Here is a 23313-nt window from a genome sequence, read left to right on the forward strand (position 1 = left end):
GGATTTGCCGTTTTATTGCGGGCAACGCTTCCTGCTTCCGGTTTCCGACAAAAGCGAATCCAGATCCAAACCTAAAAAGGTATCGTAATTTTTAACCGGTTGTTTTGATTTAACCGGCTTAAAGACCGTAATTAAAAAAGAAATTAATTTCATGACATCCATGTTTTTGCTCCCTGAAGAACAAACAAACGGCTTGTCCTTAAAGAGAAATGTTAGTACTTAATTCGGGATAATCGTCCATGATTATAGTTATTATTACGGCAAAGGTAAGGTAAGCCTGTTCACAAGGCTGTTAGAGACACTTTAGAATATTATTAGAAAAATATTAGAAGCTGTCAATTTTGAAAAAGTAAGTAAATTAAGTAATTGTATTGTTTGTGAGTATGTTATAGCTTAAATTAGTGAATTTAAATTAAATTTAAGTTTAAAATGTTATAAAAAAGGTGTTTTTTTAGTAATTTAGGTAACGCGATCCCCAAAAAACAATACCTATGGCTTTAACTACCTTTAACAACAGTATTCCCGGAATAATCCGGCATTCCCAAAAGCGAATCGTCTTTTATAACGATTAAAAGAGAAGTTATGAAAACGGCTTTGTTATCTTATAAGGATGGGGTATTTACCAGTATCCGAAACGACGATCAGCTTGTTTTTTCAGAAGCACAATTGGTAATGGGGTTTGGCGCGCCGGAGTTAATACGCACACCGGATACGTATGAATTTTTAAAATTACAATTTCCGTTTGCTACAATTGTTTTGTGCTCTTCTTCCGGTGAAATATACGACAGAGAAGTACGCGACGGAACAGTTTCCGTTTGTGCGGTTTCATTTAATACGACTACACTTGCCACAGCTCAGGTTACAATTGAAGATTTTTCATCCGGTTTTGAAGCCGGAAAAGCATTAGTTGAACGACTGCCGATTACCGGTTTACGCCTGATATTTATAATATCGGATGGTGGTAAGGTGAACGGAAGCGAACTGGTAAAAGGGATGAATTCTGTAAAACCGGATCAGGTTTTAATAACCGGAGGTTTGGCGGGTGATGCGGATCGGTTTGAAAAAACGTTTGTCGGATTGAATAATTATCCCGAATCCGGAAAGATAGTAGCGATTGGATTTTATGGCGATAAACTAATCTTGTCTCATGGTTCTTTGGGCGGATGGGATGTATTCGGATTAGAACGAACCGTTACGCGTTCGGATCAAAATATATTATATGAAATTGATCATAAGAATGCATTGGAATTGTATAAAACCTATTTAGGCGATTATGCTGCCGAATTACCCGGATCGGCATTACTGTTTCCGTTGGCATTAAAACTAAATAACGGAGAGGAAACGATAGTACGGACGATTCTTTCTGTTGATAATAATACTAAAACGATGACGTTTGCAGGTGATCTGCCGGAAGGAAGCAAAGTCAGGTTTATGAAGGCTAATTTTGATAAACTGATTGATGCCGCCAGTGATGCCGCTAATTCCTGTCTTTCGTTAGCCCGTACAAGTCCAAAACTGGCTTTACTGATCAGTTGTGTAGGGCGAAAATTAATATTGGGAAACCGAATTGAGGAAGAGGTAGAGGCCGTTGCGGATATGTTCGGTTCGGAAACACTTTTGACCGGATTTTATTCCTATGGCGAAATATCGCCGTTACACCCTTTCTCCAATTGTGAATTACATAACCAGACTATGACCATCACAGGACTTAATGAAATTGATTGATTATGACGTATCATAAATTACTACAAAAGCAAATTATCAAATATTTGCCGAAAACACTTAGACAACACAACGACATGAATCAGTTCCTGGATGCGATCGATGCGACATATCAAACCTATGAAAAGGAAAAAAATATTATGCATCATGCCTTTCAGGAAAGTGAAAAAGAATATAATGAAGTAAACGAAAGCCTTAAAAAAGAATACGAACTTAAAAAACGTTCGATAGATAATTTATACGAAAGCCTTCAGCAAATTAATGAGGAACCTATAATGATCAGCGATAAGGAAAAAAATGACTTGTTGTTTATTTCCGGCTATCTGAATGAACAAATCAATAAGCGAAGAGAATCGGAAGAAAGCCTTAATCATACGATTCAGCTGCTTAAAACATTATTGGCGAACCTGCAATCCGGTATTCTTGTGGAAGATAAAGACCGGAATATCTTATTTGTAAACCAATTGTTTTGCGACTTTTTTCAACTGGGAAAAGCACCGGATGATCTGATCGGTCAGAATTGTAAGGCGATGGTTATCGAAAGTTGTCATTTGTTTAAAGATTCCGGACTCTTTAAAAATCGTTTTGAAACCATATTCAAGAATAAAATGATGGTAACAAACGAGATTATGGAAACAATCGATGGCCGTTTTTTTGAACGGGATCATGTGCCGATTCTTGTCAACGGTGAATTGAAAGGGCATTTATGGAAATATACGGATGTGACTGAAAGAGAGAAAACGCTTTCCCTGATTGAACAGAGCGAAGAACGCAATCGATTAATCATGAATGCGGCTTTGAATGCGATCATTAATATCGATAGTAAAGGAAACATCACGTTTTGGAACCGACAGGCTACAAAAATGTTTGGTTGGTCACAAACGGAAGTATTCGGAAAAAGCCTTACGGAAACGATTATTCCGTCCCGTTATATTGAAGGTCATAATAAAGGAATGAAACATTATCTGGAAACCGGAGAAGGACCGGTGTTAAATAAACAGATCGAGCTTACCGGACTTAATCGGGAAGGGAATGAATTTCCGATTGAAATTTCAATATTACCGATCGAACATAACGATGAAAAATTTTTCTGTGCCTTTATAGAGGATATCTCCGAACGTAAAAAAGCCGAAAACAGTCTGAAAGCACAGGAAGAAAAATATAGAAACATCATCGCTAATATGAACATGGGGCTAATTGAAGTCGACCGCGATGAGAATATCTTATATGCCAATCAGGGATTCCTTACGATTTCCGGTTATGAACTCGATGAAATCCTCGGAAAATATGCACCGGAATTGTTTATGTTTGACGAACATCTGGAATTAGTAAAGGCGAAACGAAAACTACGGGAAAACGGAATATCGAACTTATTTCAGTTACCGGTAAAAAACAAAAAAGGGGAACTGCGTTGGTGGGCGATTAGTGGCGGACCTAATTATGATGATAATGGAGAATGGATCGGATCCATAGGAATTCATTTGGATATTACCGAACAGAAACGACTGGAAATAGCCCTGAAAAATGAAAAAATAAAGGCACAACAGGCTTCGAAATCAAAAGAAGCTTTTCTGGCTCAGATGAGTCATGAAATCCGTACACCGTTAAATGCGATTGTCGGTTTTCTGAGAGAACTGAGCAAACAACAACTAACATCCACACAACGGGATTATATTAATAATAGCGAAATAGCGTCCAAACATCTTTTGGCGATTATTAATAACGTTTTGGATATTTCGAAAATCGAGGCCGGTGAAATGGCATTGGAGAATACCGATTTTGTTTTGGAAAATACAATCGGGAATGTGATCACGGTTTTAAGTCCGCGAGCAAGGGAAAAAGGATTAACGGTACATAAAAATGTAGCTCCTGAAATCAGTAAGGTATTAAAAGGAGATGAACTTCGGTTGGAACAAATTCTGTTTAATTTGCTTGGAAATGCCATTAAGTTTACGGCAAAAGGTGAGATTTTAATCCATTGTGATTTGATTCAGGATGATATTAGCCGACAAAAAGTAAGAATATCGGTTAAGGATACCGGTATTGGTATGGATGCAGGTTATGTTAAAGATATTTTTAAGAAGTTTTCACAGGAAGATAAAGCGGCAACGACTAAAAAATACGGTGGTACCGGATTGGGAATGTTTATCACTAAGGAGCTGGTACAATTAATGAAAGGACGGATTGAAATTGAAAGTGAAAAAGGAATCGGAACGACCTTTCATATTTACCTGAAGCTCGAAAAAGGAGATCCTGAAAGAGTACAAACAACCGGTAAAAAGAGGGAACCGGGAAGTCTTCAGGATGTTTCGGTATTATTGGTAGAAGATAATATACTAAATCGGATGGTCGCTCAGAATTCGCTGAAATATTACAATTGTCAGGTTGAAGAAGCGGAAAACGGATTAAAAGCGATTGAAATTTTAAAACAGAAAAAATTTGATGTCATCCTTATGGATATCCAAATGCCGGAAATGGACGGAATTAAGGCTACTAAAGTCATCCGTAAAGAACTGCAACTGGATACGCCTATAATTGCACTGACAGCTAATGCTTTTAAAACGGAAATCGATCGATGTTATGCCGCCGGGATGAATGATTATGTTACAAAACCCTTTGATGAAGATGTATTGATCGGGCTCATTGCTAAATATGGCATGAAAAAGCGACAACCGGATGTTCTGCAACCGGAATCGGAAACGGAACAAAAGTTATATAACCTCGAAATGTTGCGGGAATTATCCGGTAATAGTGATGATTTTATCCGGGAAGTGGTTCAGGTTTTTATGACACAGGTAACAGAAATGATCGATAAAGGGGAATCCGCAATGGAAAAAGAAGAATTTACAGATCTGGGTAAACTGGTGCATAAGATCAGACCGAGTGTGGAGAGCTTGCGAATTACGTCAATAGCAGACGAATTAAAGTTATTGGAACAATTAGCAAAAGACAATGATGAGGCAAAAGAGATTAAAATGTTGTATGCTTTTGTAAAAATGCAATTGCAAACCGTGGTTGCACAATTAAACAAATATGAGCTGCATTAATTTCGATTTGTATTTGTTTTTAAAGGTTTCCTTGATTGTCATCGCAGAAACCCTTAAAAACGTTGCATCAAAAAAAGCTGGTTATGGAAATTGTCAGAACTCCAGACGGAGATTCCATTGTTGGGTATGATTGGAATAAAAAACGGCATCGGAATGTTCTTCCAGTTTTCCGTCATTCATCACCAATACCTGATCAACATTTTTTATAGTCTCCGGATCACGGGTAATAATAATAACCGTTTTTCCGTTCAATAGTTCTTGTTTTGCTTTCTCGATATAAATCCGATTTGTCGGATCTGATACCGTTATAGTCTCGTCCAGGATCAGAATAGGCGCCTTTTTTAATAGTGCCCGTGCCATGTGAATCCGCAATTTTTCATCGTCGGATAAACGGTATTCCGGATGTTGTAATTGTGTATGCATACCATCGGGTAATTCCCAGGCAAAATCAATCACGCGGGCTTTTTCGGCGGCATCGAATATTTGATCTTCTGTAGCTTCCGGATTAGCTGATCGGATTGCATTATATAGCGTATCGTCCGGTAATGGCTGTGATACGGAAAGTATATCAATATAGCGGATTAACTGACGTTGCGGAATTCGGGTAATATCGGTTCCGCCAATTTTGATACGTCCTTTTTTAGGATCCCACATCCGGGCAATTAAACCGGTTAATGTTGTTTTTCCGGAACCTGCCGCACCAACCAAAGCCACCTTGCTTTGCTCTTTGATGTGGAACGAAACACCTTTTACGATGTTTATATCTTTGATATAACCGAATGTTACGTTTTCAAGCCGAATGTCAAAACGATCGATTTCAGGTTGTATAGCGCGGAATAATCTCATGTTATAATTAATAAAAATTAGTTGGGAATAGACTGGTGTTCTTCTCGGCGTTCGATAGCCGATTGGTCTTCTGTTGTCCCGAATTTCCAATAGGAGTAGGCATACAATTCCTCACGATTCCAGTTTTGCTCTTTACGGAGGTAATTCCGTATTGCTTTTACAGCTGAAAATTCGGCGGCGATATAAGCAAACCGACTCGCTCCGGTTTCGGGTAATGTTGTTTCTCTGACACGATCTTCAAGGATTGTATTTTGTAAAGCAGCATCATAGAAATGCCAGTTTACCACAATTTTAGATCGGGTATAAATCGTTTGAATTTCCCGCGGGCTTTCAACTAAAATATGAACAACTCCTTTGGCACTATCCGGCAGATCCTCCATAATGGCACTGATAACAGGAATGGCAGTAGCATCTCCGGCCAGTAAATACCAATCAGCTTGCGGATAAAGCTCCGTTTTGAGTCCGTACATGGCTATTCCGAGTATAGCGCCTTCTTCGGCCTGCATTGCCCATGCTGACGCCGGACCATTATCGCCATGAGCCACAAAATCGATATACATTTCCTTTTTTTCAAGATCAATACCCCGATGTGTATAGGTACGTACAGCAGGACTTACAGCTGCGTCCGGATACGACCATTTTCCGTTTTCGAAAGTCGGGAAGTGTATTTCGTTTACACCAACCGGCGGGATAAATATTTTATTATTTTCTCCAACAGTCGCGGCAGCAAATAGCGGAACATCCGCACCGGTCAATGTAATCCTTAAATAATGTGGCGTTATATATTCTTTGTGTTTTACTTTTAACGTTGCATTAATAATGTGTTGTGCTTTATTTTCTTTCTTTGCCATGATGCTTTCAGGTTAAAATATTATTTAGATTGTTTCTAAATAATTTATATCTTTGACAAAGATCAGCTTTATCGACTTTTAAAGTGTACTCAAAACGGATTATCAATTACTCAAAACGGATTATTTATGAAAATGACGATTACCAATACGGATTTGAATGATATATTACTTGAAAGAGAATTGCCTGATAATTTTAAAAGTGATGCCGCTTATAATGAAAAGAATATTTCAATAGTACATCCGATATTAGGATCTTCTGATATTAAAGATCTTTGGTTTGAAGGGATTCATATCACGAAAGGAAATACGCGTATTAAAGAAGATATATCTTTAAAAGTAGAGAGTAATTATTCGGTATTTGAAATGCATTTTGCGTTATCCGGTAATAGTACGGCTACTACAAAACGAAACCGGGAAATTTTTCATTTTAAGCCGCAACAGCACAACCTGATGTTTGCGAAAGATTTTGAAGGCCATTTTAATATTAAAAAGCAACAGGAAGCCAACAGTTTTTTTGAAGTTCATTTTACGGAAGATTATTTTAAGCGTTTTGCCGCTCTCGGTAATCCGGTATTGGATCCGTTTTTCTCAGCGATAGAGAAGGGAAGTATGGCGGTTGTCAGCAAAGAAAATATGATGATCACTCCGCAAATGAATATGATCATTTCAGAAATGGTAAATTGTCAGCATACCGGTTTATTAAAACGTTTGTTTATCGAATCGAAGTCAATTGAGTTGTTTATGTTACAATTGGCGCAGTTTGAACAGCAAGCGAGCGGAAAGAAAGACGTGATGAAAGCACAGGATATAGAAAAAATTTACTATGCCCGAACTTTAATAGAACAAAATATCAGCAATCCGTATACTTTAGTGGAATTGGCACATGAAGTAGGATTAAATGATTTTAAATTGAAAAAAGGGTTTAAAGAGGTTTTTAATACGACGGTTTTCGGTTATCTGCATGACTTAAGAATGCAAAAGGCGAAACATCTTTTACTGGATCAAAAACGAACAATAGCCGAAGTAGCCGATTATTGCGGTTACGAATATGTACAGCATTTTATAACGGCTTTCCGGAAAAAATTCGGAGTTACACCGGGCAAACTTGTCTTAGAATAAAGAATAAAGAAACAAGAGAAAAGACGTTGTGTTATTTTGAATGTTGAATTTTAAATTTTGAATGGTTGTGCCGGATAGAATTACACCTATCTCTTTTTTATATCGATACAACCAATAACATCATGTTTTTGTACAGCAACCATATCGATTACTACAGGGCGCTTTTTTTTCACATCGTTACTTGTTATTTCTTGCGTATTGGTTTGAAATGCGGGATGAGAAGATTGTAAAACAATTCCTTTTTTTAATAACGATTTCGGAAAAGTAATTTCAAAATTTCCATCAATATCCGTTATGGCCATCGACGATTCATAACCGTCGATCACTATACGAACGTCGGGTAATGGAAGTTCCTTTTCACTAACGGTACCTCTGATAGTAATTAACTGTCCTGATTTTTTCGGAATTTCCGAAGATATTTTTGATTTAACCGACTGTTGCTGTGCAGTGACAGAGTTGGGCGTAAACAAACTTAAAACACAGATAAGTAATAATCCACGTAAGGATTTTAGAGTAGTATTGGTATTGTTATTTATGTATTTCATAGCAGTAAGAGTATTTAATATCATAAATATATGAAATTTATCACATATGTATGAAAAAAAATTACACATGCGGTAATTCCACTGTAAAAGTGGTTCCTTCATTGGGTTCCGATACCAATGTGATTTCCCCGTTATGTAAAGCGATGATTTTTTGGGTTAAGGATAAACCGATTCCGTTTCCGTTTGCAAAACTTTTATTCGATCCTCTAAAAAACGGAGTAAAGATATTGGGTAAATCTTCCGGTGTAATCCCGATTCCGTTGTCCTGAAACCGAATGATGGTTTTATCTTTAAAGTAAGTGATCGCTATCGTACTTTCTTTTTCTTCCGAGAATTTACAGCCGTTTTCGATGAGGTTCATAAAAGCGACTTTGAGTAAGTATTCGTTTCCTTTAACCGAAATAAAATCGTCATCTTCAATTTCTTTTTCGAAGATGAGGTTGACTTTAAATTCCGGCTGATTGTGCAGTACATCATTACGCGCGTCGAGTAATACTTCATCGAGACGAATTTCTTTTTGTCCGATTTCCGTCTGATCGTAATTGGCTTTAGCCAAATCCAACAAACTATTGGACAAACGAACTAGTTTTTGCGCATCATTAATTGCATTTTCAATCGATTTTCGGTATTCTTCATTCGTACGCAGATTTCCGGCAGAAAGTTGTAATTCCGTAAGCATGGCTGTTAACGGCGTTCGTAATTCATGCGAAATATTGGAAACAAAATCTTTTTGGGCATCAAATGATTTTTCCAATCGGTTGAGCATTTCATTAAAAGTAGTGGCCAATTCGGCGATTTCATCTTTACTTTTTGGAATGTTGACCCTTAAATCAAGATTAGTGGCTGAAATTTCCTTTACATTGGCTACGATATGACTTACCGGAGAGAGTGCTTTTCGGGAGAAAATCCGCCCCATGATATAGATAAAAATAATAGACGAAAGGAAGACAATCAGGATATTCCGTTTGGCGATATATATCTTATGATAACCGTTCAGATCATAGGCAGCGGCCATAATGATGTACTTTTTACCCTGATGTTCATATCGCATTCCGATCGCCTGCCATTTGTCGAGGTAAAACCGGATTTCTTTTGTCTTTAAAACCGAACTCAACATTTTTTTGTTCTCTTTTACCACGTCAATGTCAACATCATCATGATATAAAAGGTTATATTGACTGTCATAAATGGCTACTTCAACCTCATTAATAATCGTACGGTTACTGGTATAAATGGCCTGAAGGGTTTTAGCGTCGATTTTAGCTTTAAAAAACAGATTGGCTTTTGTAAGCGCTTCTTTATGCAGCGTTTTATAAAACGTATTTTCCCTGTTTTTTTCACCGGATACATAGATAATCACCGCAAAAACCAAAAGTATGGATGCGGTAAGACAGGTAAACAATAAGCTCAATCGGTTTTGTATGGTCATTTACGTATCGCTTTCCAGTTTTAAAATAAAACCCATTCCGGATTTGGTATGGATCAGTTTGGTATCAAAATCTTTATCAATTTTTTTTCGGAGATAGTTGATATAGACGTCAATAAAATTGGTTCCGGTATCAAAATGGGTATTCCAGACTTTTTCGGCAATTTCTGTCCGACTTAATACACGTTCTGAATTTAACATCATGTATTCCAGTAATTTAAATTCTTTAGGTGTCAGGCTGATTTCTTTTCCGGCTCGTTTTATTGTCTTTGTATTATAATTGAGTTCGAGATCGTGATAAGTAAATTTATCGGTAAAATTGGTTGCATTACTGCTTCGCTTTAATAAGGCCCGGATGCGTACCAATAGTTCCCGGAAATCAAAAGGCTTAACCAGATAATCATCGGCTCCGGCATCAAATCCGTCTACTTTGTCGTCAGTCGTTCCCAAAGCGGTGAGCATAATAATAGGTAAACCGGGATTGTTTTTACGGATGGAAAGACACAAGTCAATTCCGCTTATTTTGGGCAATATAATGTCGGTAATGACCAGGTCATAGGTATTGTAGAGCGATAATTTTTTTCCCATTTCACCATCATAGGCCAGTTGGGTTTCAAATCCTTCTTCATCGAGGCCTCTTTTGAGTAATTCGGCTACTCGGGTATCATCTTCAACAATCAGAATTTTTGGCATATTCGTCCGGACTAAATATTTACTGATAACAAAAGTAAAACAATATAAGGATTGGTAACGGATATATAAAAAAGAAAAGCCTGAAAATTCTAATATTTCCAGGCTTTCGGTTGGTGTAGTTTTTTATTCAATATTAAATATCATCAAAGTCAATATCAGTGAAGCTTCCGGAAGATTTCTCATCTTCAGATTTTTCAGAAAAATACTCTTTTTTGAAGTCTTTCTGGTGTCTTTCCGAAATTACTTCTTCTCCTTTATGATTCAGAACATAGGAAGTCATTTCATTCAAGATATCTTTGAAAGCGGCAAAATCTTCTTTGTATAAATAAATTTTGTGTTTCTTGAAATGGAATGAGCCGTCGTCTTCCGTGAATTTTTTACTTTCAGTAATCGTAATGTAATAATCATCAGCCTTTGTAGCTCTCACATCGAAGAAATACGTTCTTCTTCCAGCGCGTAAAACTTTAGAAAAAATCTCTTCTTTTTCTAACATTTCATTTTCTCTCATAATCCTTCAGTCAATAATTTATTGGTGTTAAGTAGAACTCAAAAATCTAAAAAAAAACCAAAAAAACCAACATTTATTGTAATTCTTTTTCTGAAAGTTGTTTAAAGTACAGATCCTTATAGTATCCGTCTTGGTTTACCAGTTGATTATGAGTTCCTTGCTGGATAATTTTTCCGTTGTCGAGGATGATAATCTGGTCGGCATTTTTAGCGGAAGAGACCCGATGACTGACGATAATTGTAGTTTTATCTTTACAGAAATTCGATAAATTGCTTAAAATTGCCTCTTCTGTTTCGGTATCTACAGCCGACAGACAATCGTCTAAAAGTAGGATAGGAGCGTTTTTGATCAGCGCTCTGGCAATCGATACCCGTTGTTTCTGACCACCGGATAAAGTAATACCTCTTTCTCCTAAAACCGTATCATACTGGTTTTTAAATTTAACGATGTTTTTGTGTACTACCGCTTTTTTAGCTGCATCGATTACTTCGTCATCTGTAGCTTCTTCATTTCCGAACTTGATATTGTTTTTAATGGTATCTGAGAAGAGGAAAGCATCCTGAGGGACAAAACCGATATGATTACGGACATCAAATAGATTAAGCGAACGAATGTCCTGACCGTCTATTTTTACCGAACCGTTGCTTACATCATATAACCGACTGATAAGTGATAATAGGGTTGATTTTCCGGAACCGGTTTTTCCTAATATGGCCAATGTTTCTCCCTTATTGAGCTTAAAACTCACTTCGTTAAGGGCGGTAATGTTTGTATCTTCGTAAGTGAAGGTTACATTGTCGAACAGGATTTCACCGTTAACGGGTGTGTGTTCAGGTACGGTATTCTGAATTTCCGGTTTGATTTTAAGGAATTCATTAATTCGTTTTTGAGAAGCTTCTGCTTCCTGAATCATGGAAGATACCCATCCTAATGAGGCTACCGGCCAGGTAAGCATATTAATGTATAATATAAATTGTGCAATTACGCCGATATCCGGAATGCTACCGTTGATATACATCATACCGCCGACATATATAACGACAAGGTTGCTGGCACCGATTAAAAGAATCATAAGCGGACCGAATAAAGCATTTACCTTGGCAAGGCGCATGTTTTTATCTTTACTTTCCTGTGATAATGCTGTAAAGTCATTGTGTTTGTCACTTTCAATAGAGTAGGCTTTTATAACGCGAATTCCGGAGAACATTTCCTGGGTAAATGTGGATAGTTTGGATAAATTCTGTTGGTAAGTGGTACTGCGTTTGTTGATTTCGGAACTGATTTTAAAAATACTATACGCCAAAAAAGGCAATGGAAGTAATGAATATAATGTTAGCTCCGGTGAAATAATATACATCTGTACCGTTACTACTGCAAAACGAATAAAGGTGTTGATGGAATACATTACAGCAGGTCCTACATATTGACGTACTTTACCGACATCTTCACTGATTCGGTTCATCAGGTCACCGGTTCTGTTTCTTTTATAAAAATTCTGAGACAGACGTTCGTATTGCTGAAATACTTCATTTTTAAGATCGAACTCAATATGGCGGGACATTACGATAAGTGTTTGCCGCATCAGGAATGTCAGGAAACCGGCAATTAATGTCGTAACAATAACCATAATAATATTTTCGATCAGCAGACTTCGTACAGTGTCGGGGTCCAATTTACTGTTTTCCAATGCTTTTATTGAATCACCAACTAATTTTGGAGTATATAGTGTAAAGAATTGGGCAATGATGGTAATGATTACGCCTAATAAAAAGCGGTATTTGTATTTGATGAAATATTTGTTTAAATATTGAAGTTCTTTCATTTTTTTTATTCTGTAGGTTTTAATATTTCTTTAAATCTGTTAAAAATGCTTGTTTTTTAGCAACGATTTCCGAGGTTGTTTTTAAAAATAACTATTATTGAATAATTAAAAAAAACGATTTGTGTTGAATAATTCTGAATATAAGTGTAATTTAGCAGTCTATTTTTGAATAAATTTCAACCTCAATATAAAAAAAACATGATAACAGAAGTTACAAGTGCTAATGAGCTTCATAAAATCGACCCGGTTTTTGGGCAGGTTTCATTTGATAATCATGAGCAAATCGTATTTTGTCACGACAAAGATACTGGTTTAAAAGCAATAATCGGTGTTCATAACACAGTTTTAGGACCTGCTTTAGGAGGAACCAGAATGTGGAAATATACAAACGAATGGGAAGCATTAAACGACGTTTTACGTCTTTCCCGCGGTATGACTTTTAAATCAGCTATTTCCGGATTGAATTTAGGTGGTGGAAAAGCGGTTATCATTGGTGATTCTAAAGTTGATAAAACACCGGAAATGATCACAAAATTCGGTCAGTTTGTTAATTCGTTAAGCGGTAAATATATCACAGCAGAAGATGTAGGTTCTACTACAGCGGATATGGATCTTATCCGTGATGTAACACCTTATGTAACAGGTATCTCCGAATCAAGAGGAGGTTCCGGAAATCCATCTCCGGTAACGGCTTATGGTGTTTATATGGGAATGAAAGCAGCTGCAAAATACCAGTTTGGTACAGATAACCTGGAAGGAAAAAGAATTTTAGTTCAAGGTATCGGTCACGTTGGTGAAACTTTAGTAGAATTGATCTCTAAAGAAGGTGCTTTAGTACAAATTACAGATATCAATGAAGCACGTTTACAGGAAGTAGGTGCAAAATACGGAGCAAAAGTTTTCAACGGAGGCGATCTTTACAGTGCTGATGTGGATATCTATGCGCCATGTGCATTAGGAGCTACTATTAACGATGATACAATCGAAAAAATTCAGGCAAAAGTTATCGCCGGAGCAGCAAACAACCAGTTAGCAGTTGAGAATATTCACGGAGCAAGATTACAGGAAAGAGGTATTCTTTATGCACCGGATTTCTTGATCAATGCCGGAGGTATTATCAATGTATACGGAGAAATTGCCGGATACGGTAAAGAAGAAGCAATGCGCAGAACCGAAAATATCTTCAATACAACGTTGGATATTTTCAATTATGCAAAAGAAAATAACATTACAACGCACCAGGCTGCTATGCGTATGGCACAGGAGCGTATCGATGCCCGTAAAAAAGAAAACGCGAAGTAGTAGTTTTCAAACAATATATTTTTTAATTTTGCGAAGCGAAAGAGTATTCTTTCGCTTCTTTAATTTTTAAAAGTTCTTATCAGCAGGATGTTAAACAGAAGACATATTCGTGTAAAAGTGATGCAATCCATTTATGCAATGCATCAAAATGGTTCCGATAATCTTGAAAAGGAGGAGAAATTCCTATTTCATAGTATTGAAAATATTCAGGATTTATATTTAATGATGCTTTCCTCTTTAGTGGAAATCAAAAACGCGGAAGCGGATTTTATCGACAAATCAAGTAAAAAACACCTGGCTACGAAAGAAGAGCGCAATCCGAACAAAAAGTTTATCAACAATGCTATTCTGGAAGTACTTTCAGAAAGTAACTCTTTGGGTATTGCTTTAGAGGATCGTAAAATTCATAACTGGAAAAATAACGATGATTATATCCTGATCTTATTGGATGCGATTAAAAAAAGCAAACTGTATGAAACGTATATGCGTAATAACGTGAATACGTTTGAAGAAGATCAGCAGTTTGTAGTCGATATTTTTACCGAGATTATTGCACCGAATGAAAAATTGTATGATTATCTGGAAGATCACAAACTAACCTGGATTGATGATATTCCGTTGGTTAATACAGCCGTTCAGAAGCAATTGAAACAAATCAAGAATACAGATCCGGATGCTTTTATCGTTTCTAAATTATATAAAGATATTGACGATAAAGAATTTGTTCGAAACCTGTTCCGTAAAACCGTTTTAAATAATCCGGAGCTTACAAAAGAGTTTGTGGATAAAACACCGAACTGGGATGCCGAACGTATCGCCGAGATTGATGCTATTATTTTAAAAATGGCTATCTGTGAATTTTTAAAGTTCCCGTCTATTCCGGTAAAAGTGACAATTAACGAATATTTAGAAATTGCAAAGGAATATTCTACTCCAAAAAGTAGTATTTTTATCAACGGAATTTTAGATAATCTGGTAAAAGACTATCAAAAAGAAAACAAACTGATAAAAACCGGAAGAGGTTTAATGTAAAATTGTAAAAAAATCAAATATGATTAACAAAACTCTTGGAATGTTAGCCATAGCTGCCTTAGTGCTAACAACTTCTTGTAAAAAAGAAAATGCATCTGAAAAAATTGATGATGCAAGTGTAGCGGCGGCTGCTAAAAACAATGAGGCTTCTGGAAAGATGCCTGTAATTAAATTCAATGAAGAAGAACACAACTTCGGAACGATTAATGAAGGGGATAAAGCAGAAACCGTTTTTACAATTTCCAATGATGGTGAAGCGGATTTAATTATTGTAAATGCACAGGGAAGTTGCGGATGTACTGTTCCGGATTGGCCTAAAGAACCGATTAAACCGGGAACTTCTGCTCCGATGAAAGTAACTTTCGATTCTACCGGAAAACCGGGACAACAACAAAAAACAGTAACTTTAACTACAAATACTGCTAAAGGTAACGAAACGGTAACGATTAAAGCCGATGTTACTCCTAAAGCAAAATAATTTTTTAAGATGGGACAAATAGGACAATTTTTACCAATTATATTAATGTTCGTTGTGGTGTATTTTTTAATGATCCGCCCGCAACAAACAAGACAAAAGAAAGAAAAAGAATTCGAAAGCAATATTAAGGTAGGTGATAAGATCATTACCAAATCCGGAATCCACGGGAAGATTGCTGAATTATATGATGATTCAGTTGTTATTGAAACGATGGCTGGAAAAATTAAAATGGAGCGTTCTGCTATTTCAATGGAATTAAGTCAGAAAGCAAACGCAGCAAAATAAACTTTTACCATTACATGGTTAAAAAGGCAACTCAAATGAGTTGCCTTTTTTTTACCCGACAGGTTTTTATAACCTGCTGGGTTTGGATAGCAAAGAGGAAAGGGGAAAGGGGAAAGGGGAAAGGGGAAAGGGGAAAGGGGAAAGGGGAAAGAGAGGGAGACTAACTACCTAAAAACAAAAACCTCCGCCATTGGCGGAGGTTTTCTTTTATGAAGTTTTAATCAGGACTATTTATTAGTCTTAATTACTCGCTTCGTTGTTTTACCTTTATCGGTTACGATATTAAAGATATAAACACCTGCTTCTAATTGATCAACATTGATGTTGGTCTCTTCGTTGCGTAGGTTCTGATGTATCACCTGACGTCCGTTCATATCGAACACGGTCACGTTTGCATTAGAAATGTTGTTCATCAATTTAATCGTTACTGTTGAAGTAGCCGGGTTAGGGAAGATATTCACTGCAACCGACTCGAAATCAGTAACGCCCATTGGTGGCGCAACTACAACAATAGCAGTAGCAGTACTACAGTTTGTACTGTTTGCTATTTCACAGATTGAATACGTTAATGTATAAGTTCCCTGTGCAGAAAGTGCCGGTACGTTTACATTTCCGTTAGCATCGATAGTAACTCCGGTTAAACCTCCGTTGTTTACTAAAGTAATAGTGATCGCATTATCATTAACTGGTAATCCGTTTAATAAATCGTTTGCTGTAACGTCTCCGGCAACACCACCGGTAGCATTTACTACAGGGTTAGTTGAGAAATCGTCGTTAACCGCAAGGATAACCTGATTGTTAACCGTTAATGTTGCTGCATTTGAATTTACAGGAGAACAAACTCCGTTAGTTGCAACTAATTGGAACTGATGTCCGTTGTATGAAGCCGGTACACCTGTTAACGTTAATGTATTGGTAGTTGCACCTGAAACTACAGGGTTTGTACCACCATTATTAATGTTATTCCAAGTTGTACCACCATTAGTACTCATTTGCCACTGATAAGCTGTAGCATTTGTTACTGTAGCAGAGAAAGAAGCATTTCCTCCTGAAGTAATTGTACTGTTTCCTGGCTGAGCTGTAACAACTGTAGCACCCGGTTCAGTAATTGTAAACGATTGTGTCGTAGCACATGTATTCGCATCGGTAACAGTAACAGTATAAGTACCTGCTGCTAAACCAGAAGCTGTTGCTGCTGTTCCACCAGTCGGAGCCCAAACGTAAGTATAAGCACCAGTACCACCAGTTACAGCTACAGTAGCAGAACCGTTAGCACCACCGTTACAAGAAACGTTAGTTTGAGCAGAAGCCGTTGCTACAAGAGCAGTAGGCTGAGTAATTGTAAATGATTGTGTTGCAGAACATCCGTTAGCATCGGTAACAGTAGCAGTATAAGTTCCTGCTGCTAAACCGGTAGCTGTTGCAGCTGTACCACCTGTTGGAGCCCATGAATAGGTATACCCTGGAGTACCACCAGTTACAGCAACAGTGGCTGAACCGTTAGCACCACCGTTACAAGCAACGTTAGTTTGAGCAGAAGCCGTTGCTACAAGAACTGTAGGTTCAGTAATTGTAAATGACTGTGTTGCAGAACATCCGTTAGCATCAGTAACAGTAACAGTGTATGTACCGGCTGCTAAACCTGAAGCTGTTGCAGCTGTACCACCTGTTGGAGCCCAAACGTAAGTGTAAGCACCCGTTCCTCCGGTTACCGCTACAGTAGCTGAACCAGTTGTACCACCGTTACAAGCAATATTTGTTTGAGCTGAAGCTGTAGCAACTAAAGCAACAGGCTGAGTAATTGTAAATGACTGTGTTGCAGAACATCCGTTAGCATCAGTAACAGTAACAGTGTATGTACCTGCTGCTAAACCAGAAGCTGTTGCAGCTGTACCACCTGTTGGAGCCCAAACGTAAGTGTAAGCACCAGTTCCTCCGGTTACCGCTACAGTAGCTGAACCAGTTGTACCACCGTTACAAGAAACGTTAGTTTGAGCAGAAGCCGTTGCTACAAGAGCAGTAGGCTGGGTAATTGTAAATGATTGTGTAGTAGAACATCCGTTAGCATCGGTAACAGTAGCAGTATAAGTTCCTGCTGCTAAACCGGTAGCTGTTGCAGCTGTACCACCTGTTGGAGCCCAAACGTAAGTATAAACGCCAACTCCACCAGTTGCAGCTACAGTAGCTGAACCAGTTGTACCACCGTTACAAGAAACGTTAGTTTGAGCAGAAGCCGTTGCTACAAGAGCAGTAGGCTGGGTAATTGTAAATGATTGTGTAGTAGAACATCCGTTAGCATCGGTAACAGTAGCAGTATAAGTTCCTGCTGCTAAACCGGTAGCTGTTGCAGCTGTACCACCTGTTGGAGCCCAAACGTAAGTATAAACGCCAACTCCACCAGTTGCAGCAACAGTAGCCGAACCGTTAGTACCACCGTTACAAGAAACGTTAGTTTGAGCCGAAGCTGTTGCAACTAAGGCAGTTGGTTGCGTAATCGTAAATGATCTTGTAACCTGACATGCATTAGCATCAGTAATAGTAACAGTGTAAGTACCTGCTGTTAAACCGGTAGCTGTTGCAGCGGTACCTCCTGTCGGAGCCCATGAATAGGTATATCCTGGAGTACCACCAGTTACAGCTACAGTAGCTGAACCGTTAGCACCACCGTTACAAGCCACGTTAGTTTGAGCCGAAGCTGTAGCAACTAAAGCCGTTGGTTGTGTGATCGTAAATGATCTTGTTAAAGTACAAGCATTCGCATCCGTAACAGTAACAGTATAGGTTCCTGCTACTAAACCGGTAGCTGTTGCAGCTGTACCTCCTGAAGGAGCCCAAGAATAAGTATAAGGAGCTGTACCGCCGGAAACGTTAACTGTAGCTATACCGTTAGCACCACCGTTACAAGAAACAGTAGTCATCGATGCAGTAGAAGTTAAAGCTGTCGGTTGCGTGATTGTAAATGATCTTGTTAAAGTACACGCATTAGCATCAGTAACAGTAACAGTATAAGTACCTGCTGCTAAACCAGAAGCAGTTGCCGCTGTACCTCCTGACGGAGCCCATGCATAAGTATAAGGAGCAGTACCACCGGAAACGTTAACTGTAGCAACACCATTTGATCCACCGTTACAAGCAACAGTAGTCATCGATGCAGTAGAAGTTAAAGCAGTTGGTTGTGTGATAGTAACTGATCTGGTTGTAGTACATGCATTAGCATCAGTAATCGTACAAGTGTAAACACCTACAGGTAAGCCAGTAGCTGTTGCAGCAGTACCACCTGTTGGAGCCCATGAATACGTATAAGGTCCAGTTCCTCCTGAAGGAGTTACAGTCGCTGTACCATTAGTACCACCGTTACAAGAAACATTAGTTGATGAACCAGCAGCTGTAAATGGAGCCGGTTGTGTAATTGTAAATGTTCTAGTTAAAGTACATGCATTAGCATCAGTAATCGTACAAGTATATGTACCTGCAGCTAAACCTGTAGCCGTTGCCGCTGTACCACCTGTTGGAGCCCATGAATAGGTATATCCTGGAGTACCACCGGAAACGCTAACAGTCGCTGTACCGTTAGTACCACCGTTACAAGAAACAGTAGTAAACGAAGTAGCAGCTGTCATAGCCGTTGGTTGTGTGATTGTAAATGATCTTGTTAAAGTACAAGCATTCGCATCCGTAACAGTAACAGTATAAGTTCCTGCTACTAAACCGGTAGCTGTTGCAGCTGTACCTCCTGAAGGAGCCCAAGAATAAGTATAAGGAGCTGTACCGCCGGAAACGTTAACTGTAGCTATACCGTTAGCACCACCGTTACAAGAAACAGTAGTCATCGATGCAGTAGAAGTTAAAGCAGTTGGTTGTGTGATTGTAAATGATCTTGTTAAAGTACACGCATTGGCATCAGTAACAGTAACAGTATAAGTACCTGCTGCTAAACCAGAAGCAGTTGCCGCTGTACCTCCTGACGGAGCCCATGCATAAGTATAAGGAGCAGTACCACCGGAAACGTTAACTGTAGCAACACCATTTGATCCACCGTTACAAGCAACAGTAGTCATCGATGCAGTAGAAGTTAAAGCTGTAGGTTGTGTAATAGTAACCGATCTTGTGATCTGGCAAGTATTAGCGTCAGTAATGGTAACAGTATAAGTACCTACTGCTAAACCAGAAGCTGTAGCTGCTGTACCACCTGACGGAGCCCATGAATACGTGTAAGGTCCTGTTCCTCCTGAAGGAACTACTGTAGCCGTACCGTTAGTACCACCATTACAAGAAACATTTGTAGATGAAGTAGAAGCTGTTAAAGCAGCTGGTTGCGTGATCGTAAATGATCTTGTGATCTGACAAGCATTAGCATCAGTAATAGTAACTGTATAAGTACCTGCAGCTAAACCAGAAGCTGTTGCAGCTGTACCTCCGGATGGAGCCCATGAATAGGTATATCCCGGAGTTCCACCAGAAACGTTAACCGTTGCTGTACCGTTTGAACCACCGTTACAAGAAACAGTAGTAAACGAAGTAGCAGCTGTCATCGCTGTCGGTTGTGTGATTGTAAATGTTCTAGTTAAAGTACAAGCATTAGCATCAGTAACAGTAACAGTATAAGTACCTACAGCAAGTCCAGAAGCAGTTGCAGCTGTACCTCCTGAAGGAGCCCAAGAATAAGTATACGGAGCTGTACCACCGGAAACATTAACTGTTGCAACACCAGTTGATCCACCGTTACAAGCAACAGTAGTCATCGATGCAGTAGAAGTTAAAGCAGTTGGTTGTGTGATAGTAACCGATCTGGTTGTAGTACACGCATTAGCATCTGTAATTGTACATGTGTAAACACCTACAGGTAAGCCAGTAGCAGTTGCAGCAGTACCTCCTGTTGGAGCCCATGAATAGGTGTAAGGTCCTGTTCCTCCTGAAGGAGTTACAGTCGCTGTACCATTAGCGCCGCCGTTACAAGAAACATTAGTTGATGAACCCGTAGCTGTGAATGGTGCCGGTTGTGTAATTGTAAATGTTCTTGTTATAGTACATGCATTAGCATCAGTAATCGTACAAGTATAAGTACCTGCAGCTAAACCTGTAGCCGTTGCCGCTGTACCACCTGTTGGAGCCCATGAATAGGTATATCCCGGAGTACCACCGGAAACACTAACTGTAGCTGTACCGTTAGTACCACCGTTACAAGAAACAGTAGTAAATGAAGTAGCAGCTGTCATAGCCGTTGGTTGAGTGATTGTAAATGATCTTGTTAAAGTACAAGCATTCGCATCAGTAACAGTAACTGTGTATACACCTACAGCAAGTCCAGAAGCAGTTGCTGCTGTACCTCCAGACGGAGCCCATGAATAAGTATATGGAGCAGTACCACCGGAAACGTTAACCGTAGCAACACCGGTTGATCCACCGTTACAAGCAACAGTAGTCATCGATGCAGTAGAAGTTAAAGCTGATGGCTGTGTAATGGTAACAGATCTTGTAATAGAACAAGCGTTAGCATCTGTAATCGTACATGTATAAACACCTACAGGTAAACCAGTAGCAGTTGCATTGGTCCCTCCAGACGGAGCCCATGAATAGGTATAAGGTCCTGTTCCTCCTGAAGGAACTACTGTTGCAGTACCGTTTGCACCACCGTTACAAGAAACTGTAGTAAAAGAAGTAGTTGCTGTTATAGCAGTTGGTTCTACAATTGTAAATGATTGTGTTTTAGTACAAGCATTAGCATCGGTTATAGTACAGGTATATGTACCAGCCGCTAAACCAGTAGCTGTTGCGGCAGTTCCTCCTGTAGGAGCCCATGAATAAGTATATCCCGGAACACCACCGGTTGCTGAAACTGTAGCTGAACCGTTAGCGCCTCCGTTACAAGCAATGTTAGTTTGAGCTGCTGCTGTTACTACCAAAGCTGTTGGCTGAGAAAGCGTAAAGTTTCGGGTTGCTGTACAACCGTTAGAATCGGTGATAGTACAAGTATAAGATCCTGCTGCTAAACCGGTAGCTGTTGCAGCTGTACCTCCCGACGGAGCCCATGAATAGGTATAAGGAGGTACTCCTCCTGTAACGTTAACAGTAGCAATACCATTAGCTCCTCCGTTACACGATAAATCGGTTCTGGAAGTAGTAACTGACATTGCGGATGGTTGTGTAATCGTAAAGCCTCTTGAGATTGTACATCCGTTACTGTCGGTAATTGTACACGTATAATTTCCTACAGATAAACCAGATGCAGTTGCATTGGTTCCTCCGGATGGAGCCCATGAATAGGTATAAGGCGCTGTACCTCCTATTGCTACAACAGTAGCAGTACCATTGGAACCAGCATTACAGCTCACGTTCGTTTTAGACGAAGTTGCTGTTAAAACAGTTGGTTGGGAAACGGTTGCATTTCTGGTAATCGAAGTACCTTCGTTATCCGTAATGGTACAAGTATAAGTAAGTGCTGCTAAACCTGTAGCTGTTGCATTAGTTCCTCCAGCCGGAGACCATGAATAGATATAAGGTGTAACACCTCCCGAAGCAACTACAGTAGCTGTACCGTTTGAACCTCCGTTACAAGAAACATTTGTAGAGGAAGAAGTCGCGGTTAAAGCTGCGTTCGTTGTGAAAGTTAAGTCACTTCCATAAGCCGTTCCAGACGAGTTAATTGCATACGCTCTGAAATGGATTGTCGTTGCAGATGGTAAAGACGAAATAACCGAGCTAAAGGATCCGGTTCCGGTTCCAATAGTTACTTTGTTGTCTGATGTAGTTGGATTGGCTCCTAAAGCCCATACAATTCCTCTTTCAGTAACAGAAGCACCACCATCGGCAGTTACGTTACCTCCTAAAGTAGCTTTTACTGCACCAACATTGGTCGCTGCAGTTGTTGTTACCGTTGGATTTACAATAACGACACAGTTTACGTTTGGTACCGGGTAATTAGCCGGTAAAAGACCAGACGATGCTGTAGCGTTTTTATTCCAGTTAGCAGTATTGTTAATGGCTGCTCTTAAAGCAGTAGCAGTTCCGGTTAAGGTTCCGCCGTATTTACTATAAGCTTGTTCCGGTCCCGGTGCCGGGAAAAGTGAAATACAGTTTACACCGTTCGTAAGTCCGGTAGGAAGAATACTTTCGGCCGTACCGGAGGTATTATTGTCATTCCATGTCGTTGTCACGTCATAGTTGGTACTGTTGTAATCACCATGAACTCCGGCAATAAAGATCGGACTAGCCGGTCGAACTCCCGATGTACTTTGGTAAGCCAGAATCTGGTCACCACCTGATAAATTAAAGTTCGAATTTAGTGCAATACTAAATCCGGATGTACCACTAACGGTAAACGTGTCTGCTGACGTTTCCATAACTGTGATAATCGTTCCGCAAGGAACGGTAGAAGGGATAACCCATTGTAAGTGGGTTTCCGAATTGGTAGCCCAGCCTGTAGCTGTCCATCCCTGTTCCGAAAAGTAAATCGTTTCACCGGCCGGAAGGGGCTTGAGGGCGATAAATGAAAACCCGTCTGTGGTACCGAAATCATAGCCGATAAAGGCGATGTCTCCCGGTCCGAGGGTTTGCGCTTTGGTACTCTGCTGTACAAAGAATGTACAGAGGAATACGAGGGTTGCGAGTAATCTCTGCTTCATTTGAATAATAATTGA

At 39.2% G+C, this 23313-nt stretch carries 16 protein-coding genes; 7 read left to right on the forward strand and 9 right to left on the reverse strand.

Annotation, left to right across the window (positions count from 1 at the left end):
* Positions 1-12: 12 nt before the first annotated feature.
* On the reverse strand, positions 13-153 hold the full coding sequence (locus tag NOX80_RS11980) for a hypothetical protein (RefSeq protein WP_256550025.1): 141 nt from the start codon (positions 151-153) through the stop codon (positions 13-15).
* A 429-nt stretch (positions 154-582) separates the two neighbouring features.
* Here NOX80_RS11980 and NOX80_RS11985 point away from each other — a divergent pair, with 429 nt between their 5' ends.
* Together NOX80_RS11985 and NOX80_RS11990 are read left to right on the forward strand one after the other, a co-directional pair.
* Entirely contained in the window at positions 583-1725 is a 1143-nt protein-coding gene (locus NOX80_RS11985) for an FIST signal transduction protein (RefSeq protein WP_256550026.1), read from the forward strand.
* 2 nt (positions 1726-1727) lie between these two features.
* Positions 1728-4769: a PAS domain-containing hybrid sensor histidine kinase/response regulator gene (locus tag NOX80_RS11990; protein WP_256550027.1), complete on the forward strand. Its 3042-nt coding sequence runs from the start codon at positions 1728-1730 to the stop codon at positions 4767-4769.
* Positions 4770-4862: 93 nt separating this feature from the next.
* Here the strand turns inward: NOX80_RS11990 and NOX80_RS11995 are convergent, their stop codons facing one another.
* Positions 4863-5615, reverse strand: a complete 753-nt coding sequence (locus NOX80_RS11995) for an ATP-binding cassette domain-containing protein (RefSeq protein WP_256550028.1) — start codon at positions 5613-5615, stop codon at positions 4863-4865.
* 17 nt (positions 5616-5632) lie between these two features.
* Positions 5633-6466 (reverse strand): siderophore-interacting protein, encoded by an 834-nt coding sequence (locus NOX80_RS12000; RefSeq protein WP_256550029.1) that lies wholly within the window; start codon positions 6464-6466, stop codon positions 5633-5635.
* 126 nt (positions 6467-6592) lie between these two features.
* Here NOX80_RS12000 and NOX80_RS12005 point away from each other — a divergent pair, with 126 nt between their 5' ends.
* The gene (locus NOX80_RS12005; protein ID WP_256550030.1) at positions 6593-7585 is read left to right on the forward strand and encodes a helix-turn-helix domain-containing protein; all 993 of its coding nucleotides are present in this window, start codon (positions 6593-6595) and stop codon (positions 7583-7585) included.
* A gap of 86 nt (positions 7586-7671) precedes the next feature.
* Here the strand turns inward: NOX80_RS12005 and NOX80_RS12010 are convergent, their stop codons facing one another.
* The 5 genes from NOX80_RS12010 to NOX80_RS12030 all read right to left on the reverse strand — a co-directional run bounded on the left by NOX80_RS12010 (position 7672) and on the right by NOX80_RS12030 (position 12579).
* A complete protein-coding gene (locus NOX80_RS12010) occupies positions 7672-8130 on the reverse strand; it encodes a hypothetical protein (RefSeq protein WP_256550031.1) in 459 nt (152 codons plus the stop codon).
* A gap of 61 nt (positions 8131-8191) precedes the next feature.
* A complete protein-coding gene (locus tag NOX80_RS12015) occupies positions 8192-9559 on the reverse strand; it encodes a sensor histidine kinase (protein ID WP_256550032.1) in 1368 nt (455 codons plus the stop codon).
* Positions 9560-10249, reverse strand: coding sequence for a response regulator transcription factor (locus NOX80_RS12020; protein ID WP_256550033.1), 690 nt, complete (start codon positions 10247-10249; stop codon positions 9560-9562).
* Between the two features lie 133 nt (positions 10250-10382).
* Positions 10383-10757, reverse strand: coding sequence for a PUR family DNA/RNA-binding protein (locus NOX80_RS12025; protein ID WP_256550034.1), 375 nt, complete (start codon positions 10755-10757; stop codon positions 10383-10385).
* Between the two features lie 73 nt (positions 10758-10830).
* A complete protein-coding gene (locus NOX80_RS12030) occupies positions 10831-12579 on the reverse strand; it encodes an ABC transporter ATP-binding protein (protein ID WP_256550035.1) in 1749 nt (582 codons plus the stop codon).
* Between the two features lie 198 nt (positions 12580-12777).
* On the opposite strand from NOX80_RS12030, the gene NOX80_RS12035 reads away from it, so the two are divergent.
* From NOX80_RS12035 to yajC, 4 genes are all read left to right on the forward strand, one after another.
* On the forward strand, positions 12778-13881 hold the full coding sequence (locus tag NOX80_RS12035; RefSeq protein ID WP_256550036.1) for a Glu/Leu/Phe/Val dehydrogenase dimerization domain-containing protein: 1104 nt from the start codon (positions 12778-12780) through the stop codon (positions 13879-13881).
* 87 nt (positions 13882-13968) lie between these two features.
* Entirely contained in the window at positions 13969-14913 is a 945-nt protein-coding gene (gene nusB / locus NOX80_RS12040) for a transcription antitermination factor NusB (protein ID WP_256550037.1), read from the forward strand.
* A 19-nt stretch (positions 14914-14932) separates the two neighbouring features.
* A complete protein-coding gene (locus NOX80_RS12045; protein WP_256550038.1) occupies positions 14933-15391 on the forward strand; it encodes a DUF1573 domain-containing protein in 459 nt (152 codons plus the stop codon).
* Positions 15392-15400: 9 nt separating this feature from the next.
* A complete protein-coding gene (gene yajC / locus NOX80_RS12050; RefSeq protein ID WP_256550039.1) occupies positions 15401-15676 on the forward strand; it encodes a preprotein translocase subunit YajC in 276 nt (91 codons plus the stop codon).
* A 227-nt stretch (positions 15677-15903) separates the two neighbouring features.
* Here yajC and NOX80_RS12055 read toward each other — a convergent pair whose 3' ends face one another.
* Positions 15904-23298 (reverse strand): T9SS type A sorting domain-containing protein, encoded by a 7395-nt coding sequence (locus NOX80_RS12055; protein ID WP_256550040.1) that lies wholly within the window; start codon positions 23296-23298, stop codon positions 15904-15906.
* Positions 23299-23313 lie beyond the last annotated feature (15 nt).

Origin of the sequence: Flavobacterium cerinum, from assembly GCF_024496085.1 — a bacterium.
GTDB classification, from domain to species: domain Bacteria; phylum Bacteroidota; class Bacteroidia; order Flavobacteriales; family Flavobacteriaceae; genus Flavobacterium; species Flavobacterium cerinum_A.

Coding starts and splice junctions, on each gene's coding strand:
- NOX80_RS12010 (WP_256550031.1), bottom strand. CDS start 8,130: ATGAAATACATAAATAACAATACCAATACTACTCTAAAATCCTTACGT.
- NOX80_RS12000 (WP_256550029.1), bottom strand. CDS start 6,466: ATGGCAAAGAAAGAAAATAAAGCACAACACATTATTAATGCAACGTTA.
- nusB (WP_256550037.1), top strand. CDS start 13,969: ATGTTAAACAGAAGACATATTCGTGTAAAAGTGATGCAATCCATTTAT.
- NOX80_RS11985 (WP_256550026.1), top strand. CDS start 583: ATGAAAACGGCTTTGTTATCTTATAAGGATGGGGTATTTACCAGTATC.
- NOX80_RS12030 (WP_256550035.1), bottom strand. CDS start 12,579: ATGAAAGAACTTCAATATTTAAACAAATATTTCATCAAATACAAATAC.
- yajC (WP_256550039.1), top strand. CDS start 15,401: ATGGGACAAATAGGACAATTTTTACCAATTATATTAATGTTCGTTGTG.
- NOX80_RS12005 (WP_256550030.1), top strand. CDS start 6,593: ATGAAAATGACGATTACCAATACGGATTTGAATGATATATTACTTGAA.
- NOX80_RS11995 (WP_256550028.1), bottom strand. CDS start 5,615: ATGAGATTATTCCGCGCTATACAACCTGAAATCGATCGTTTTGACATT.
- NOX80_RS12055 (WP_256550040.1), bottom strand. CDS start 23,298: ATGAAGCAGAGATTACTCGCAACCCTCGTATTCCTCTGTACATTCTTT.
- NOX80_RS12025 (WP_256550034.1), bottom strand. CDS start 10,757: ATGAGAGAAAATGAAATGTTAGAAAAAGAAGAGATTTTTTCTAAAGTT.
- NOX80_RS12015 (WP_256550032.1), bottom strand. CDS start 9,559: ATGACCATACAAAACCGATTGAGCTTATTGTTTACCTGTCTTACCGCA.
- NOX80_RS12045 (WP_256550038.1), top strand. CDS start 14,933: ATGATTAACAAAACTCTTGGAATGTTAGCCATAGCTGCCTTAGTGCTA.
- NOX80_RS11980 (WP_256550025.1), bottom strand. CDS start 153: ATGAAATTAATTTCTTTTTTAATTACGGTCTTTAAGCCGGTTAAATCA.
- NOX80_RS12035 (WP_256550036.1), top strand. CDS start 12,778: ATGATAACAGAAGTTACAAGTGCTAATGAGCTTCATAAAATCGACCCG.
- NOX80_RS11990 (WP_256550027.1), top strand. CDS start 1,728: ATGACGTATCATAAATTACTACAAAAGCAAATTATCAAATATTTGCCG.
- NOX80_RS12020 (WP_256550033.1), bottom strand. CDS start 10,249: ATGCCAAAAATTCTGATTGTTGAAGATGATACCCGAGTAGCCGAATTA.